The sequence below is a fragment of the Pseudomonas sp. ABFPK genome, from assembly GCF_001586765.1.
GTDB lineage: Bacteria > Pseudomonadota > Gammaproteobacteria > Pseudomonadales > Pseudomonadaceae > Aquipseudomonas > Aquipseudomonas asiatica.
In genome coordinates, this window is record NZ_LQXW01000067.1 from 19,683 (window position 1) to 35,822 (window position 16,140).

General features: G+C 60.7%; 14 protein-coding genes. 3 read left to right on the plus strand and 11 right to left on the minus strand.

Going from position 1 to position 16,140, the window contains the following annotated elements; genetic code table 11:
* The first annotated feature begins 40 nt into the window (after positions 1 to 40).
* Together WM94_RS25690 and WM94_RS25695 are read left to right on the plus strand one after the other, a co-directional pair.
* Positions 41 to 1,189 (plus strand): efflux RND transporter periplasmic adaptor subunit, encoded by a 1,149-nt coding sequence (locus WM94_RS25690; protein ID WP_061552430.1) that lies wholly within the window; start codon positions 41 to 43, stop codon positions 1,187 to 1,189.
* A gap of 12 nt (positions 1,190 to 1,201) precedes the next feature.
* Positions 1,202 to 4,246, plus strand: coding sequence for a multidrug efflux RND transporter permease subunit (locus WM94_RS25695; protein WP_039612987.1), 3,045 nt, complete (start codon positions 1,202 to 1,204; stop codon positions 4,244 to 4,246).
* Between the two features lie 297 nt (positions 4,247 to 4,543).
* Here the strand turns inward: WM94_RS25695 and WM94_RS25700 are convergent, their stop codons facing one another.
* The 5 genes from WM94_RS25700 to colR all read right to left on the minus strand — a co-directional run bounded on the left by WM94_RS25700 (position 4,544) and on the right by colR (position 8,256).
* On the minus strand, positions 4,544 to 4,777 hold the full coding sequence (locus tag WM94_RS25700; RefSeq protein WP_013974086.1) for a hypothetical protein: 234 nt from the start codon (positions 4,775 to 4,777) through the stop codon (positions 4,544 to 4,546).
* A complete protein-coding gene (locus tag WM94_RS25705) occupies positions 4,774 to 5,475 on the minus strand; it encodes a lipopolysaccharide kinase InaA family protein (RefSeq protein ID WP_061552431.1) in 702 nt (233 codons plus the stop codon). Before WM94_RS25705 ends, WM94_RS25700 begins: the two co-directional genes overlap by 4 nt.
* Positions 5,476 to 5,481: 6 nt before the next feature.
* Positions 5,482 to 6,165 (minus strand): class I SAM-dependent methyltransferase, encoded by a 684-nt coding sequence (locus tag WM94_RS25710; protein ID WP_061552432.1) that lies wholly within the window; start codon positions 6,163 to 6,165, stop codon positions 5,482 to 5,484.
* A 107-nt stretch (positions 6,166 to 6,272) separates the two neighbouring features.
* Positions 6,273 to 7,583 carry a HAMP domain-containing sensor histidine kinase gene (locus WM94_RS25715; RefSeq protein ID WP_061552433.1) on the minus strand — a complete coding sequence of 437 codons (1,311 nt, stop codon included), beginning with the start codon at positions 7,581 to 7,583 and terminating at the stop codon, positions 6,273 to 6,275.
* Positions 7,573 to 8,256, minus strand: coding sequence for a two-component system response regulator ColR (gene colR / locus WM94_RS25720; protein ID WP_003255215.1), 684 nt, complete (start codon positions 8,254 to 8,256; stop codon positions 7,573 to 7,575). Before colR ends, WM94_RS25715 begins: the two co-directional genes overlap by 11 nt.
* 183 nt (positions 8,257 to 8,439) lie before the next feature.
* On the opposite strand from colR, the gene WM94_RS25725 reads away from it, so the two are divergent.
* Complete coding sequence (locus WM94_RS25725; RefSeq protein ID WP_046616956.1) at positions 8,440 to 9,168, plus strand: phosphatase PAP2 family protein; 729 nt, start codon at positions 8,440 to 8,442, stop codon at positions 9,166 to 9,168.
* A 284-nt stretch (positions 9,169 to 9,452) separates the two neighbouring features.
* Here the strand turns inward: WM94_RS25725 and WM94_RS29870 are convergent, their stop codons facing one another.
* From WM94_RS29870 to WM94_RS25750, 6 genes are all read right to left on the minus strand, one after another.
* The gene (locus tag WM94_RS29870) at positions 9,453 to 9,677 is read right to left on the minus strand and encodes a DUF2188 domain-containing protein (RefSeq protein WP_071984793.1); all 225 of its coding nucleotides are present in this window, start codon (positions 9,675 to 9,677) and stop codon (positions 9,453 to 9,455) included.
* 114 nt (positions 9,678 to 9,791) lie between these two features.
* The gene (ltrA, locus tag WM94_RS25730; protein ID WP_082810649.1) at positions 9,792 to 11,453 is read right to left on the minus strand and encodes a group II intron reverse transcriptase/maturase; all 1,662 of its coding nucleotides are present in this window, start codon (positions 11,451 to 11,453) and stop codon (positions 9,792 to 9,794) included.
* 1,036 nt (positions 11,454 to 12,489) lie between these two features.
* The gene (groL, locus tag WM94_RS25735) at positions 12,490 to 14,130 is read right to left on the minus strand and encodes a chaperonin GroEL (protein WP_013974091.1); all 1,641 of its coding nucleotides are present in this window, start codon (positions 14,128 to 14,130) and stop codon (positions 12,490 to 12,492) included.
* Between the two features lie 48 nt (positions 14,131 to 14,178).
* Complete coding sequence (locus tag WM94_RS25740) at positions 14,179 to 14,472, minus strand: co-chaperone GroES (RefSeq protein WP_003260750.1); 294 nt, start codon at positions 14,470 to 14,472, stop codon at positions 14,179 to 14,181.
* 332 nt (positions 14,473 to 14,804) lie between these two features.
* Positions 14,805 to 15,266 carry an FxsA family protein gene (locus WM94_RS25745; protein WP_039612990.1) on the minus strand — a complete coding sequence of 154 codons (462 nt, stop codon included), beginning with the start codon at positions 15,264 to 15,266 and terminating at the stop codon, positions 14,805 to 14,807.
* 67 nt (positions 15,267 to 15,333) lie between these two features.
* Positions 15,334 to 16,065: a HugZ family protein gene (locus WM94_RS25750; protein WP_039612991.1), complete on the minus strand. Its 732-nt coding sequence runs from the start codon at positions 16,063 to 16,065 to the stop codon at positions 15,334 to 15,336.
* Positions 16,066 to 16,140 lie beyond the last annotated feature (75 nt).

Sequence of the window (16,140 nt, forward strand, 5' to 3'; positions counted from 1 at the left end):
TGTCTAAGCGAATAACAACCGCATCCAAGGAACCGGACCTATGCTGCGCCGCCGCATGCTCATCATGTTGGCCGTGGTTCTGCTGATCGTGCTGGCCCTGGGGGGCTACAAAGCCTTTTCGATCTACCAGCAGATCCAGATGTTCACTGCCCCCAAGCCGCCCATCACCGTGGCGGCCGCCTTGGCCGAACAGCGCCCGTGGCAAGAGCGCCTGCCCGCTGTCGGCAGCCTCAAGGCGCTACAGGGCGTTGAGCTGAGCCTGGAAGTGGAAGGCATCGTCAAGGCCCTGCATTTCGACTCAGGCCAGCAGGTCAAGGCCGGGCAACTGTTGCTGCAACTCAACGACGACCAGGAAACCGCCCTGCTCGGCACCGCCCAGGCTGACCTGGGCCTGGCCAAGGTAGATTTCGGCCGTGGCAGCCAACTGGTCGGCGACTCGGCCATCTCCCGCGGCGAATTCGACCGCCTCACCGCCCAGTACCGGCGCAATCAGGCGGTGGTCGACCAGCTCAAGGCATCGAAGACCAAGAAGAGCATCAGCGCTCCGTTCAGTGGCACCATCGGCATTCGCCAAGTGGACGTCGGCGACTATCTGGCCGCCGGCACGGTGATCGCCACCCTGCAGGACACATCCAGCCTCTACGTCGACTTCAACGTACCGGAACAGGCCCTGCCGCACCTCAGCCTGGGCCAGCAGGTGCTGGTGCAGGTGGCCGCCTACCCGGGCCAGACCTTCCCCGCCAGCCTCAGCGCCGTCAACCCCAAGGTCGAGGAAACCACGCGCAACCTGCTGGTGCGTGCAACCATGGCCAACCCGGACAGCAAGCTGCTGCCGGGCATGTTCGCCAGCCTGCTGATCCTGCTACCCAACCCGCAGCCACAAGTGGTGGTGCCGGAAAGCGCCATCACCTACACCCTGTATGGCAACTCGGTGTATGTCGCAACGCCGAAAAAGGACAAGGACGGCAAGCCACTAAACGACGATAAGGGCCAGCCGCAGCTCACCGCCGAGCAGCGCACGGTGCAAACCGGCGAGCGCCGTGACGGCGTGGTGGTGGTCAGCAAGGGCCTGCAGGCCGGGGAACAGGTGGTCACTGCCGGCCAACTGAAGCTCACCCCCGGCGCCGCGATCCGCATCGGCCAGGACAAAGCCCTGAAGCCCGCACAGGGCGCGCCGGGCAAGGACTGACAGGAGGCTGGCATGGCGTTCACCGACCCGTTCATCCGCCGCCCGGTGCTGGCTAGCGTGGTGAGCCTGCTGATCCTGCTGCTGGGCTTCCAGGCCTGGAACAAGCTGCAGATCCGCCAGTACCCGCAAATGGAAAATGCCCTGATCACGGTAACCACCGCCTACCCCGGCGCCAACGCCGAGACCATCCAGGGCTATATCACCCAGCCGCTGCAGCAAAGCCTGGCCAGCGCCGAAGGCATCGACTACATGACCTCGGTGAGCAGACAGAACTTCTCGATCATTTCCATCTACGCCCGCATCGGCGCCGACAGCGACCGGTTGTTCACCGAACTGCTGGCCAAGGCCAACGAAGTGCGCAACAAGCTGCCCCAGGACTCCGAAGACCCGGTACTGAGCAAGGAAGCCGCCGATGCTTCGGCGCTTATGTACATCAGTTTCTACAGCAAAGAGATGAGCAACCCGCAAATCACCGACTACCTGTCGCGGGTGATCCAGCCCAAGCTGGCGACCCTGCCGGGCATGGCCGAAGCGGAAATCCTCGGCAACCAGGTGTTCGCCATGCGCATCTGGATCGACCCGGTGAAACTGGCGGGCTATGGCCTGTCTGCCATCGACGTGACCAATGCCGTGCGCCGCTACAACTTCCTTTCCGCGGCCGGCGAGGTGAAGGGTGAATACGTGGTCACCAGCATCAACGCCAGCACCGAGCTGAAGTCGGCCGAGGCGTTCGCCGCCCTGCCGGTCAAGACCAGTGGCGACAGCCGCGTGCTGCTTGGCGATGTGGCGCGGGTCGAGATGGGGGCTGAAAACTACGATACGGTCAGCTCGTTCGACGGCACCCCATCGGTGTACATCGGCATCAAGGCCACACCAGCCGCCAACCCGCTGGACGTCATCAAGGAAGTGCGGCGCATCATGCCCGAGCTGGAAAGCCAGCTGCCCTCGGCGCTGAAGGTATCGATCGCCTATGACGCCACGCTTTTCATCCAGGCCTCCATCGACGAAGTGATCAAGACCCTCGGCGAAGCGGTACTGATCGTCATCGTGGTGGTGTTCCTGTTCCTCGGTGCCCTGCGTTCGGTGCTGATTCCGGTGGTGACCATTCCGCTGTCGATGATCGGCGTGCTGTTCTTCATGCAGATGATGGGCTATTCGCTCAATCTGCTGACCCTGCTGGCAATGGTGCTGGCCATCGGGCTGGTGGTGGACGACGCGATCGTCGTGGTGGAAAACATCCACCGGCACATGGAAGAAGGCAAGTCGCCGTTCGACGCCGCCCTCGAGGGCGCCCGCGAAATCGCCATGCCGGTGGTGTCGATGACCATTACCCTGGCGGCGGTGTATGCACCGATCGGCTTCCTCACCGGGCTGACCGGCGCATTGTTCAAGGAATTTGCCCTGACCCTGGCCGGTGCGGTGATCATATCCGGCATCGTTGCCCTCACCCTGTCACCGATGATGTGCGCGCTGCTGCTGCGCCAGGAACAGAACCCCAGCGGCCTTGCCCACCGCCTGGACGTGCTGTTCGAACGCCTGAAGGTGCGCTACCAGCGCCTGCTGCACACCACCCTCGACAGCCGGCCCGTCGTGCTGGTGTTTGCCGTGATCATTTTGTGCCTGATTCCGGTACTGCTGAAGTTCACCCAGAACGAACTGGCGCCCAACGAGGACCAGGGGGTGATTTTCATGATGAGCAGTTCGCCGCAGCCGGCCAACCTTGATTACCTCAACGCCTATACCGACGAATTCACCCCGCTGTTCAAGGCTTTCCCGGAGTATTACTCGTCGTTCCAGATCAACGGTTTCAATGGCGTGCAGACCGGCATCGGCGGCTTCCTGCTCAAGCCCTGGAACGAGCGCGAGCGCACGCAGATGGAGCTGCTGCCGCTGGTGCAGAGCAAGCTCGAAGAAATCAGTGGCCTGCAGATCTTCGGCTTCAACCTGCCGTCGCTGCCCGGCACCGGCGAGGGCCTGCCATTCCAGTTCGTCATCAACAGCGCTGGCGACTACCCGGCACTGCTGGATGTGGCCCAGCGCATCAAGGCCCGCGCCCAGGAATCCGGCAAGTTCGCCTTCCTCGACATCGACCTGGCCTTCGACAAGCCCGAGGTGGTGGTGGATATCGACCGGGCCAAGGCGGCGCAGATGGGGGTGTCGATGGACACCTTGGGCAGCACCCTGGCGACCTTGCTGGGCGAGGCGGAAATCAACCGCTTCACCCTCGAAGGCCGCAGCTACAAGGTGATTGCCCAGGTCGAGCGGCCTTACCGCGACAACCCCGGCTGGCTGAACAACTACTACGTGAAGAACGACCAGGGCCAACTGCTGCCGCTATCCACCCTGATCACCCTCACCGACCGCGCCCGCCCGCGCCAGCTCAACCAGTTCCAGCAGCTGAACTCGGCGATCATCCAGGGCGTGCCCATGGTCAGCCTGGGCGAGGCGCTGCAGACCGTACAGGGCATCGCCCGCGAGGAGGCTCCGGAAGGTTTCGCCTTCGACTATGCCGGCGTGGCGCGCCAGTACGTGCAGGAAGGCAGCGCGCTGTGGGTGACCTTCGGCCTGGCATTGGCGATCATCTTCCTGGTGCTGGCGGCGCAGTTCGAAAGCTTCCGCGACCCACTGGTAATACTGGTGACAGTGCCGTTGTCGATCTGTGGCGCGCTGCTGCCACTGTTCCTTGGCGTATCGAGCATGAACATCTACACCCAGGTCGGGCTGGTGACACTGATTGGGCTGATCAGCAAGCACGGCATCCTGATTGTCGAGTTCGCCAACCAGTTACGTGAGGAGCGCGGCATGAGTGTGCGCGAGGCGATCGAGGAAGCCGCGGCGATTCGCCTGCGGCCGGTGCTGATGACTACGGCAGCGATGGTATTTGGCATGGTACCGCTGATCCTGGCGACTGGTGCGGGGGCAGTCAGCCGCTTTGACATCGGTACGGTGATTGCCACCGGGATGTCGATTGGTACGCTGTTTACCCTGTTCGTGTTGCCTTGTATCTACACGTTGCTGGCGCACAAGGCGGTTGCCAGGGAAACATCGGTTGCCTGAACAGGCCTCTTCGCGGGCTCGCCCGCTCCCACCTGGCCAGCATCGACTTTGAGGTTTGCGCAGGACCGGTAGGAGCAGCCTTGTGCTGCGAAGGGGCCCCTACTGCCGAAGAAGCTCTGTTGCCCTGCTGGCCTCTTCGCAGCACAAGGCTGCTCCTACAAATACCGCACAGGTCTTGAACCTTGCGCGTTACCTGTGGGAGCGGGCAAGCCCGCGAAGAGGCCGGCGAGGCAAATGCAAAAATGCCAGAGGCCCCGCAACCGCGAGGCCTCTGGCATTTCCCATATACCACCGGGTTCAACCGAACGGCCGCAACCCCTGGCGCATGCCGAACAGGAACAGCAACAGGTCCTGATCCGGCGCGGCCTCGGCTTGTTGCTGCGGTTTCATTTCCCGCGGCAACGCGCACTGGTCGGCCAGTTCGGCCTTGCTGAACACCGTCGGCTTCGGCTCCTCCCAGGCAGCCACCGCCACGGTGGTCACCGCCAGGCCAGCTACCAGGAACAAAGCTCGAGCTATTTCTAGTTTCATTGCCCTAACCCTTTGACAGCGCTGCCAAACGCCATCTGGTAAAAATAGAGCAGTGTTTGCCATTCCGCGTCATTCATCGACGAATGGCGGCGCAGCTGGCGCAGGTCATTGCCCGCCGCACGCTGGCAGCTGATGCGCCGACGGCATTTTTCCAGGTCCAGCAGCGCGACTTCGACCCGGGCCTGCTCGCCCTCGCCAATCACCTTGACGAACACATGCTTGCCATACAGACAACCGTGCTGCCAATGCCCCAGGTGCATGCGCGCCAGGTTGTCCGCCAGGTCCTTGAGCATGCGCTCATGCACCACCTGCGGGTAACGCTCGCGGGCACCTTCGGCATGCCAGGTATCGAGGTCGACGAAACCGTCGAGTGCTTCGCTCACCAATAGCGCACGCCACTGCTTGTCGGCACCACGTTCGGCGCCACAGAAGACGATGCGCGGTACACGCACGCCCAGTTGCTCGAAGCTGTTCAACGCATCGAGCTCACGCAATACGGTCGGCCGGCCGAAAGGGTGCAGCAGGCTACGGTAGATATGCCCGACCTGGCGCTTGGCATACAGCAGCTTGCCATTGCCATCGTCGAGGCGTTGCACACCGCTCTCGCCACCACGGCGCTGGTTAGGCTCCTCGACCCACTCGCCCTGCTGGCGCCAGTAAAAATCGAACCGCGACTCCCCGCTCTGGGCTACAGCCATCAAACACTACCCCTTACGCAATACATATACCCGCCACATGGCATAGAACGGCAGGAAGTCGAGGCGTTCCTGGATTCTGAAGCCGGCGGCTCGGAATTCTTCTTCGACCGTGTCGGCCGGTAACACAAAACGGTTCTGGTAGTTGTCCAGGTCGCCCTTCCTGGACCTGCGGCGCTGTTCCAGTTTTTTCCGGCGCCATGCCTTGAAATTACCATCCACCCACAATGACAGGATCACACTATCACGGCTAACCCGTTGAAATTCCGAAAGAATGGTCTTTCTGTGCGCCGCTTCGCCGATGTGATGGAACAAGCGCATGCAAAAGATGCTGTCCACCGAATTGTCCGGCAAGTCGATGGCAAATGCCGAAGTCTGCAAAGGGCGTACCCGTGCCACCACCTCTGGCGCTTGCGCGGTACAGGCTGTCTCGATCATCGCTTCCGAGTTGTCGGCGCCGATGATCACTCGGTTGGGCTTTTCTGCCAGCAACGGCCAGAAGCGGCCGGCACCGCATGGCAGGTCGAGGACCAGCCCAGGCTCACCAGCCAACGCCAAGGCACGACGCGCCAGTTGCTCATCACGCTTGTGGGAAAGGCGTCGCGCCAGGCCATCCTGGTGCTTGAGAAAGTACTCGCGGGCATGTTCTTTGTCGTACTTCTCGGAAAATTCAAGCTTGATGGGGCTACGCATTGGGCATCTCCTGACTCCATTCCGCCCACATTAGGTAAGCAAGCGTAGGAATCAGGTCATGCTGATGTGAAAAATATGTTGAGCGCCGAATGGCCTGTAACAACAGATTACTCGACCAAAGCCTCCGGATCGCCCTTGACCGCGGTATTGCTCAGATCGACCACGAAACGGCAGCCGTGGGGCAAGGTTGATGTGAGGGTTACATGCCACCCCTGGTCATCGCAGATGCGCTGTACCAACGACAGGCCCAGGCCAAGGCCCTCACCGCGCCGCTCATCGCCGCGCACGAACGGCCGGAACATCGCCTCGCGCTGTTCCTCCGGGATACCCACGCCACTGTCCTCCACGCTGAAGCCGTTGGCTTCCAGGCTCAGGCGGATGTAGCCGCTGTCGGTGTAGTGCGCGGCATTACGCAGCAGGTTGCCCATTACCGACTGCAGGAAGGTGGCGTTGTACAGTACCGGGCTGGCACTGACGCGGCCATCGTAATACAAGGCCAGGCCCTTCTGTTCGATGGTGTCGCGCCAAACCCCGACCAGTTCGTCAGCCACCTCCCGCAGGGTGGCCCGCGATGCCACCGCACCCTCGTCGCGCTGTGCCCGGGCCAGCATCAGGAAGGTCTTGACCAGCTCGCGCATTTCTTCCGTGGCCCGCGCCACACGCTCCACCTGGCTGCGCGAGCGGGCGTCCAGCGTCGGGTTTTCCATCAGCAGCTCACACGAGGTGGCCAGCACCATCAAGGGTGTGCGCAATTCATGGCTGACGTCGCTGGTGAACAACCGTTCGCGGGTCAGGGCATCGCGCAGGCGGCCCAGGGTATCGTCGAAGGCTACCGCCAGCTGGCCGACTTCGTCCGCGGCATAGTCCGGTGCCAGCGGCGGGGCCAGCCCCAGCAACTGGTCACGGTGGCGTACCTGGCGCGCCAGGCGGATCACCGGCGCCATCACCCGGCGCGCCACCAGCCAGCCGAGGATCACCGCCAGTACCAGGCTGAGCACGAAGCCCACCACCACCACCGCGAACAGCAAGCGCACGCGCTCTTCGAAGTCGCTCTGGTCCTGCAACAGCACATAGCGACGGCCATCAACGATCTCGACCATGGCGTGGTACGACAGTTGATCGCGGAATACCTCGTGGAAGCCGCGGTCAAGGTGGCGCAGGTCCTTGGGCAGCTCGAAGTCGTCACGCCCGCCGCTGAAGTAGAACAGCTGGTCGGGGCGTGGCCGGTGGCTCCAGTCACTGACGCTGTCCATGCGCAGCAAGCGCTGCAGGTCACCGCCCAGCACCGACGAAATCAGCCGCTCTTCGACCAAGTGCACGGTGCCGACGATGCCAAAGGCGAAGGCCCCGGCCACCAGTGCACTCATCAGGGCAAAGGCGATGATGATGCGCTGGGCAAGGCTTTGCTTAAACTCCATCACGGCCCTCGGCGAGGCGATAGCCGACGCCATGGACGGTATGCAGCAGCGGTTTTTCGAACGGCTTGTCGATCACCTGGCGCAGCTGGTGCACGTGGCTGCGCAGGCTGTCGCTGTCAGGGCAATCATCGCCCCACAGGGCTTCTTCCAGCACTTCGCGACGCAATACGTGCGGACTCTTCTGCATCAGCACCGCCAACAGCTTGAGGCCGACCGGGTTGAGCTTGAGCAAGCGGCCCTGGCGGGTGACTTCGAGGGTGTCCAGGTCATAGCTGAGGTCGGCCACCTGCAAGGTGCGGCGCCCGCCCCCCTGGGCCCTGCGCAGCACCGCTTCGATGCGGGCAGCCAGCTCCGACAGGGCGAAGGGCTTGAGCAGGTAATCGTCGGCACCGGAGCGGAAGCCTTGCAGGCGGTCGTCCAGTTGGTCGCGGGCGGTGAGCATGATCACCGGCGTATCGCGGCGGGCGTCTTCGCGCAGGCGCTTGCACAGGGTGTAGCCGTCGATGCCCGGCAACATGATGTCGAGCACGATCAGGTCGTAGTGCTCGGTGGCAGCCAGGTGCAGGCCGGACAGGCCATCCTGGGCACAGTCGACGGTGTAGCCCTTCATGCCCAGGTAATCGGCCAGGTTGGCCAGGATATCGCGGTTGTCTTCAACCAAAAGAATGCGCATCGGTTTCTCCTGTGCGGCGCTTCTCGCTGTGGTGCGCGGCAGGCGCAGCTTAAGGCCTATGCCTGCAGGGTGCCAGCCCCAGGGAAAATTCAGCGCACTTGACGGTTTTTTCACTGATCCTTCACGGACACAGGATAGCGGGCGGCCGACAATGCCCGATCTTTTTCGCGCCCTGGAGCCGTCATGCAGCAACCAACCCGCCCTCGCCCGATCAATTTCTGGCTGTACCTGGGGCTACCCCTGGCGACCGCGCTTGGCCTGATCCTGCTGGAACTGACCTCGGTCGACATGGACATTGCCAACCTGTTCTTCGACCCTGCTGCCGGGCAGTTCATCGGCCGCCACAGCTATTTGCTGGAGAACATCCTGCATGACAGGGTCAAGCAGGGGGTGATCCTGCTGGGAGTGATGTCACTGGTGACCTTTGCTGCCAGCTTCTTCTGGAAGCGCCTGTTCGGCTGGCGCCGTGAGCTGGGCTGCCTGGTACTGGCACTGGGCCTGTCCACGGCGTTTGTCACACCGCTGAAGAAAGTGACCCAGGTGCAATGCCCGTGGAGCCTGACCCAGTTTGGCGGGAAGGAAACCTACAGCAAGCTGCTGGAACCGCGGCCGGCGACCGACAAGCCCGGGCTGTGCTGGCCGGGCGGGCATGCCGCAACCGGGTTCTGCCTGTTCGGGCTGTTCTTCATGTTGCGTGATCGCAAGCCAAGGCTGGCGCGGGTGGCGTTGACGGTGGCCTTCGTCGCCGGGTCGGTGCTGTCGCTGGGGCGGATGATGCAGGGGGCGCACTTCCTGTCGCACAACGTGTGGACGGCGGTGTTCTGCTGGTTGATCGGCTTGGGGTCGTATTACCTGATCCTGTATCGGAGGGGAATGGCTGAGGTGCCTGCTGCTGAGCGTAGCGTCGCCTGAACCCGGGGCCGCTTTGCGGCCCTTTCGCAGCACCTCCTACAAGAGTACGCGATCGTCTGTAGGAGCAGCCTTGTGCTGCGAAAGGGCCCTCACAGGAAAACAAAAAAGCCCCGGTTCTCGCGAACCGGGGCTTTTCATGGTGCAGGGGGTAAGGCTGGCTTTCGGGTAAGAAGCGACCATTACTGGCCGCCCCTCCCCTAAGAACTGTACGTGCGAGTTTCCCCGCATACAGCTCAAGCCTTTGTAAGCCCTTCCAAATGGGAGAGCCAGCAGTGAGCTCACTCCTAACCCTTGGGTGGATATGGATCGTTGCCGTAGGAGTCCCGGGCGCGGATCCTTCCATCCTGACCATGGATCAGAACTTCACTCTTTTGGTTCTGAGCAATGCTGCGTGCTGCTTCAGCGGCTTCCTGCTGGGTTCTGTGATGCGAGGTATCTTTCGAATTCCCCTCCCCACGTACTGCCCAACCCTCATCCCTCTTCACAACGTGCTGGTTCTTACCTGACATAGGACACCTCGACATTTGAGAATGTCCTTGGAGACTAGCAGGCGAAACCAACAAACACAACATGTACCAAAAACCAACCAACTGAAGCACATCATATAGTGATCTGATAAAGCATCACCGAATGGATTGTGCATGTAGCTGCCGATGACAGTTGGGATGCAACAACACCAGATTGTCCAGCTCGTCGCCTCCGCCCATGTGCCGCTCGATAACATGGTGGATGTTCCACCCGCTTTCGAACGTAATTAACTGCTTGCACATCGGGCAGCGCTTGCTCTGGCCAAGCCACAACGTCAGCGTCTTCCGCTTCCCTTCATCCGAACTCCGCCACGCATATTCCAGCCGTTGCTCGAAGTACATCTCGTCCTCTGGGGCGTACGGGTTAGCCTCCGCCTTGATTTTGGTGTGCCGCTTGATCGGCGTATCGCTGGCGTACAACAGGTGGAGCAGTTTGCCGCTGGGGTGTAGCCCGGTGAATACCCAACTGCGTGTTCCCACGCGCTTGAAGTATTTTTCCTTGATCCAACGTTTGCAGCGATTCAGATGTCGCCGTCTGCACCATCGCCATAGCAATTTCCAGATCCTGTAATCCACGTAGTTGAAGGTCTGCTTGGCGACAATCGGCCGATGATAATTGGCCCAACCCCGAATGACTGGATTGAGTTGCTTGATCAACAGACTGGCCGGTGCCGCTTTGTTTGCTTCAACCAACGCCTTAACCTTGGCCAGAAATGCTTTCACGTTCTTGTGGGCTGGCTTTATCAGCAGCTTGTCACCGTACTTGCGAATATTCTGACCGAGGAAATCGAACCCATCCGCTACGTGCGTGAACAGCGTTTTCTCCACCGCAAGGCTCAACCCCCGCTCGGCCATGAAGGCTTCGACGAGTGGCTTCACCTCGTTTTCCAGCAGCTCTTTCGAGATGCCGGTGATGACGAAATCGTCTGCGTACCGCACATAGTTGACCTTGGTCTTGTAGCTGGCTTTGGTATTACGCTGCCCGAACCGAGATTCGAGCTCCTTTTCCAGTCCATCAAGGGCCAGGTTGGCCAATACTGGCGAGATGATGCCTCCTTGCGGAGTTCCCGCCCCGATTGGGTTCAATTGACCGGATTCCATATATCCCGCTTTCAGCCATTTCCTTAGAACCACCTTGTCCATCGGGACATTGGTGATCAGCCAGTCGTGACTGATATTGTCGAAGCACCCCTTGATATCCCCCTCCATGACCCACTGCGCAGAGTGCTTGCGACCGAGATTGACGAACAATTGCTCGATTGCATCTGCCGTGGAGCGATGAGGACGAAAGCCATAGGAGTTTCGGTCGGCTGTGGTCTCGGACACCGGTTCGAGGGCAAGCAGGCATAACGCCTGCATTGCTCGATCCAACATCGTCGGAATCCCCAGCGGTCTGCGCTGGCCATTTGCCTTGGGAATGTAAACCCGCCGCAGTGGTCGGGGCTTGTAGCCCCTGCGCTCTAACCGAAAAACTGCCTTCCATTTGCTTTCAGGCGTACTCCAGGTTTCCCCATCGACGCCGGGAGTCCTGCGACCCCGGTTTTCAGTGACCCGTTTGACTGCCAATGTCTTGGCTGCAAACGAGCGAACCAGCATCCGCTGCAAGGTTTTCACCTGCCGCCATTGCCGATTCTTGGCTGCCTTCGCGATCCGTACCTGTAGCCCTCGCACCTGTCGATGACCTGTTTCCCAGTCTATCGAATGCCAACTGGTGGCCAGATGGGAGGACGCAGGTACTTCTATTTCAGACGCACTCATCTTGCTGTTCCTCCAGAGAAGATTTCCCCAGTGGGCAGCAGACGCACGTCGCCCCTGTGGGGGAGTGAGTGCACTGCCCCGCAAGGGATTTCTATGAATTAGACGCAGCCGGTCAGACCGACCAACGTCTGTTCTTGATGGCTTTACAAGCCTTTTCGCGATCAAAGACCAGTCGGAAGTCAGCACCGTTTCCGGTTGGGGCAACAGCCCCTATCCAACCCCATTACAGGGTGGCATTCGCTTTTTCCGACATCCTCTACCCGCACTTTCAACAGTCTTCCTCACGGTCGACCTGCCTTACCATACAGGCCAATGGCAAAAATACGGGCTTACCGAGTTCCATAACCGTCACAAGGATGGGTTAGGCCCTGCCTATTCACCGATGACTCAATGTCAGCGTGCCCCCAGATGTAAAAGGGACAACCAGTCATGCACCATTTTGGTCAAAGCCTATCAGCAACTTTGGCTCCATGCGGTTGACGGTGTTTATCAGCAGTTCACTTACGTTGGCCATACCAACCAGCCTAGCGTCTCGCCCGCGTGTTGCTCGCAGGGTCTGCATGGCGCCTCGCGGCGATCACACACCACAAACATCGTGGGACTACATTGTCAGGAAGCTTCGCACCCCGCCGTTACCAGCGACGCACTATCCCTAGGCTACTTTTGGCTGAACAAAAGGTCTCGTGCCTTTCTACCTTGCGGTTTCCAGGTGAGACAATGACAGCTATGGCTTGCGCCCTATAGATAGGAGCAGGCCAGCTCTTTGGACACGATTTCCCATACCTCCCTCGCAGTGTTTCAAAATCTGCAAGATCAGTACGCATATCGTTCTGATGATTTCCTGAGAGAAAATCACGATATATAGGCGACATTGCGCCGAATTCTAAGCACCTTGTGGGTGCCGGAAATCCGGGCTTTACCGCCCGGATTTCGGGTTTTTTAAGCTGTTTCTGCGGGAAAGTGGCCACCGGTTCAACCGGTGACCACCTAGGATGTAGCCCGCTAGGTGCTTCTACCTATAGCGACTCTCGTCGCACTACATCATGCCGCCCATGCCACCCATGCCGCCCATGTCAGGCATGCCAGCAGCTGGCTTGTCTTCCGGCAGGTCGGCAACCATGGCTTCGGTGGTGATCATCAGACCGCCGATCGAAGCAGCAGCTTGCAGCGCCGAGCGGGTGACCTTGGCTGGGTCCAGGATACCCATCTCGATCATGTCGCCGTATTCGCCGGTAGCAGCGTTGTAACCGAAGTTACCCGAACCTTGCTTGACCTTGTCAGCGACAACGCTTGGCTCGTCGCCGGCGTTGGCAGTGATCTGGCGCAGCGGCGCTTCAACAGCGCGACGCAGCAGGGCGATACCGACGTTCTGGTCTTCGTTGTCGCCTTTGAGGTTGGCAATGGCAGCCAGGGAGCGAACCAGGGCTACACCACCGCCAGGCACCACGCCTTCTTCAACGGCTGCACGGGTAGCGTGCAGGGCGTCTTCAACGCGGGCTTTCTTCTCTTTCATTTCAACTTCGGTGCCGGCACCGACCTTGATAACGGCAACACCGCCAGCCAGTTTGGCCAGACGCTCTTGCAGCTTCTCACGGTCGTAGTCCGAGGAAGTCTCTTCGATCTGGGCACGGATCTGCTTGACGCGTGCTTCGATCTCGGTGTCGGCGCCAGCGCCGTCGATGATGGTGGTGTTTTCCTTGGACAGGATGACGCGCTTGGCGTTACCCAGGTGCTCCAGGGTAGCGGTTTCCAGGGACAGGCCGATTTCTTCGGAGATGACCTGGCCGCCAGTCAGGACGGCGATGTCCTGCAGCATGGCCTTGCGGCGGTCGCCGAAGCCCGGAGCCTTGACCGCAGCAACCTTGACGATGCCGCGCATGTTGTTGACTACCAGGGTAGCCAGGGCTTCGCCTTCAACGTCTTCGGCAACGATCAGCAGTGGGCGGCCGGCCTTGGCAACGGCTTCCAGAACTGGCAGCAGCTCACGGATGTTGGAGATCTTCTTGTCGACCAGCAGCAGCAGCGGGCCTTCCAGCTCGGCAACCATGGTGTCCGGCTTGTTGACGAAGTACGGCGACAGGTAGCCACGATCGAACTGCATGCCTTCAACGACCGACAGTTCGTTTTCCAGGCCCGAGCCTTCTTCAACGGTGATCACGCCTTCTTTACCGACTTTTTCCATGGCTTCGGCGATGATTTCACCGATGGAGTTGTCGGAGTTGGCGGAGATGGTACCTACCTGGGCGATAGCCTTGGAGTCGGCGCATGGCTTGGACAGGTTCTTCAGCTCGGCGACGACGGCAGCGGTGGCCTTGTCGATGCCGCGCTTCAGGTCCATCGGGTTCATGCCGGCAGCGACCGCTTTCAGGCCTTCGTTGACGATGGCCTGAGCCAGGACGGTAGCGGTGGTGGTGCCGTCACCGGCAGCGTCGTTGGCCTTGGAAGCAACTTCCTTGACCAGTTGGGCGCCCATGTTCTCGAAGGCGTCTTTCAGCTCGATTTCCTTGGCGACGGAAACGCCGTCCTTGGTGATGGTCGGAGCGCCGAAGCTCTTGGCCAGCACCACGTTACGGCCTTTCGGGCCCAGGGTCGCTTTTACCGCGTCAGCCAGAACGTTGACACCAACCAGCATTTTCTTACGAGCGGAATCGCCGAATTTTACGTCTTTAGCAGCCATGATCGTGTAATCCTTGGAATTCTTTGGAGTAACGGGAAGTCGGGGAAATCAGCCTTCGATAACGGCGAGGATTTCGTTTTCGGCCATGACCAGCAGGTCTTCGCCATCGACTTTCACGGTGTTGCTGCCCGAGTAAGGGCCGAAAACCACTTTGTCACCCACTTTCACGGCCAGTGCGCGAACTTCGCCGTTGTCCAGGATGCGACCGGTGCCGACGGCGACGACTTCGCCGCGGTTTGGTTTTTCAGCGGCCGAACCCGGCAGGACGATACCGCCAGCGGTTTTCGATTCTTCTTCGCTGCGACGGATAACGACGCGGTCATGCAGAGGACGAAGCTTCATTGTCGATCTCTCCCAAATTGTGGTTTTCATCGGCCGGTGTCGACACCGGCGGGTTGTTGCTGTCCGGCGTTGCCGGGGTGGCCCGCAATGGGCGAACCACCTGAGTTATGCCTGGTGTTGCCACCAGAAACCTTGCGGTGACCACATACATGAGGCCGCCATATTCAATTACAAGGCTTGCTTCAGAAAATTTTTCATCAGCGCCTTGGCCCCGCAAAAAGCTGGGGCCGCTTTGCGCCCCTTTCGCGACACAAGGCCGCTCCACAGAAGGTATGCATTGCCTGTGGGAGCGGCCTTGTGTCGCGAAAGGGCCGCAAAGCGGCCCCCGGTTATTACTTGTCGCGGCGCTCGTACTCGCCTTCGATCACATTCGGCCTATGCCCGCCATCACGCGGCCGGGCCTGGAACGGGTCGTCCTGGAAGGCGCGCTGTCGCATGGCCTGGGCCTCGGCACGCTCGCGCATCTTGCGCGCGGCCAGATGACGGGTGAATGGCAGCAGGCACAGCAGGCCCAGCACGTCGCTGATGAAACCTGGCAGCAACAGCAGGCCACCACCAACGGCCAGCATCATGCCCTGGAACATGTCCTCGGCGGGCAGTTCGCCACGCTGCAGGCTTTCACGGGCGCGCAGTGCGGTTGCCAGCCCGGCCACGCGCATCACCAGCACACCCAGGGCGGAGCCGGCGATGATCAGCAGCAGTGCCGGGAAGAAACCGATGGCGGCACTGACCTTCACGAAGACGAACAGCTCCAGCACGGGAAACAGGAGAAACAGCAGTAGAAAAGCACGCATCAAAGCATTCCTCGTCGGAAGAGAACCTTCCTGTAAGACCAACAGATGGATGCGTGCGCTCGGCTTTTCAACCCTCGACTTCCGTCGCAACCGGCCACTGGTCGGCGCGAGCCAGCAAAACCAGGGCTTCGCGGACTTGTGTCGGCGTGTTGCAAGTACTTGGGAAGGGCAACCAGTAAACCGCCTGGCCAATACGCAGGTGCATGCCTTCACTGTCCACCCCGACCATCTGTGCTGGCGCATGGCGTGGCAAATCGGTCAGCTCCACATAATGGGCGATGGCGTTGGCGTGGTCGTTGTTCATGTGCTCGACCATGCTCGTCTCGGCCTTGCCGGCGAACGGGTTGGCCAGGGTCACCTGATCGAGCCAGTGGATCGCGCCGAAGCCGCCGATGTAGCGGTGGCGCACCGGCTGCAGCACCCAGAAGTCGAAGTCGTGGGCCTTGTGGTAGTTGGCCGCGTCCGGGAAATAGCGGTAGTAACGCTCGGCGGCAGCCTCGATGGCGGCCTCCTCCACCAGCTTGTGCGCCTCGGCCATCACCGTCAGGCGCCCCACGGCCTGCACGTCCTCGGCTTCGCGCTCACCTACCAGCAGCGAGCACTTGGGATCCTTCTGCAGGTTGTGCGTGTGCTGGGCGATGCGGCTGATGAGGATCAACGGGTTGCCCTGGGCGTCCAGGCAGTACGGCACGACCGAGCCGAAGGGGTAGCCGGGCATCGACTTGGAATGGGTCGAGAGCACGCCGCGGTATTCCTTGAGCAGCAGCTCCCGGGCGGGACGGATGGCATTGGTACTCACTTGGGGGCGGCTCCTGATATCGGGCTGGATGGGACAAGATAAGCATTATCAGATCCAGTGCCAATGGGGCTGCTT